The 1492-nt window shown below is 50.6% G+C and carries 1 protein-coding gene; it reads left to right on the top strand.

The genetic code is table 11. The features are described 5' to 3' along the window. Positions 1–106: 106 nt before the first annotated feature. The gene (locus IC617_RS17160) at positions 107–1474 is read left to right on the top strand and encodes an IS4 family transposase (protein ID WP_191146218.1); all 1368 of its coding nucleotides are present in this window, start codon (positions 107–109) and stop codon (positions 1472–1474) included. Positions 1475–1492 lie beyond the last annotated feature (18 nt).

Below are 1492 nucleotides of genomic sequence, written 5' to 3'. Positions count from 1 at the left end.
CTGTCTCTTATACACAAATCCCCGCTAAGCAATTGGCGGGGATTTTTTTGAACTTTTTCCGTGAACTTCGATCTGATCTCCACATTACTTTTTTGGGAGTATCATCATGGTTAACAGTCACTTAAAGTGGGCGTCGGAACAATTTGGCGCTGCTGATTTGGGAGACCCAAGACGAACGGCTCGTCTGGTAAAGTTAGCATCTGCTTTAGCTAACGAACCCGGGAAACCACTTGTGAATGTGACCCAATCCCCTGCCGAGATGGAAGGCGCTTACCGCTTTATCCGCAACGAGCATATTGACGCTAACGCCATCGCCGATGCGGGCTTTCAAGCAACCGTAGAGCAAGCCAAATCGCACAACTTGTTGCTGGCGCTCGAAGATACCACGTCGCTGGTTTACCGCCACCGAAGCATTCGCGATGACTTAGGTCACGTAAATCAAGGCAATCGTCACCGAGGACTATTCGCTCACAGCGTCCTGTTGTTTGCTCCTGATGAGAAGCGGATTGTTGGGCTGATTGAACAATCACGTTGGACGCGAGATATCGCCACTCGAGGGAAGCGGCGGCTTCATGCTCAGACGCCTTACCAAGACAAGGAAGGCTACAAATGGGAGTCAGCGTCACGAGCCATGGCCACAAGGCTTCAAGAGCAGATGGCAAAGGTTATTTCGGTGTGTGACCGAGAGGCGGATATCTACGAATACTTGAGTTACAAACTAGCGCAGCGGCAGCGATTTGTGGTTCGCTCCATGCAAAGCCGACACATTGAGGAAGGCGCGGATAAGCTCTATGCCTTTGCGAGCGAATTACAAAGCGCTGGTGTTAAACAAGTCCATATCGCCCAAAAAGGTGGCCGCAAAGCGCGCACCGCCACGCTCGACATCAGTTTCGCTCCTGTGACCTTAAAAACGCCCTCAAACAAACAAGGTCAGTCGCTACCGGTTTACTACGTTGGTTGCTCGGAGCGCAACAATCCACAGAGCGGCTTAAGCTGGCACCTGCTGACCAATGAGCCGGTCTCAACTCCAGAGCAAGCGTTAACAATAATCCGATATTATGAATACCGCTGGTTAGTCGAGGAATACCACAAAGTCTGGAAAAGCGATGGCACTGATATCGAAAGCTTAAGACTCCAGTGCCAGAACAACATGGAGCGGCTTGTGACCATCAATGGGTTCATCGCCACGCGGCTCTTGCAGCTCAAATTCGCCAAAGAGCATCATCCAGACACAACCGTAGGGCAAATCTTATCGACCACAGCCTGGAAGTTACTCTGGGCTAAGCGAATGAAGACAAAGCTTCCCGATGAAGTGCCTTCAGTGCTGTGGGCTTATGAACAACTGGCGCGATTAGGAGGCTGGAAAGATACCAAGCGTACCGGAAGAGCTTCGGTCAAAGTGCTGTGGCAAGGATGGCTCAAATTACAAGCCATCCTTGAAGGGTACGAATTAGCCAAGTCTCTTGAACTCTAAGATGTGATCAAGAGACAG

The organism is Neiella litorisoli, assembly GCF_014773395.1.
In the GTDB taxonomy this organism is placed as follows: Bacteria; Pseudomonadota; Gammaproteobacteria; order Enterobacterales; family Neiellaceae; genus Neiella; species Neiella litorisoli.
The sequence above is the reverse complement of the archived record's forward strand: the minus strand, read 5'-3'. Positions and strand labels throughout refer to the sequence as shown.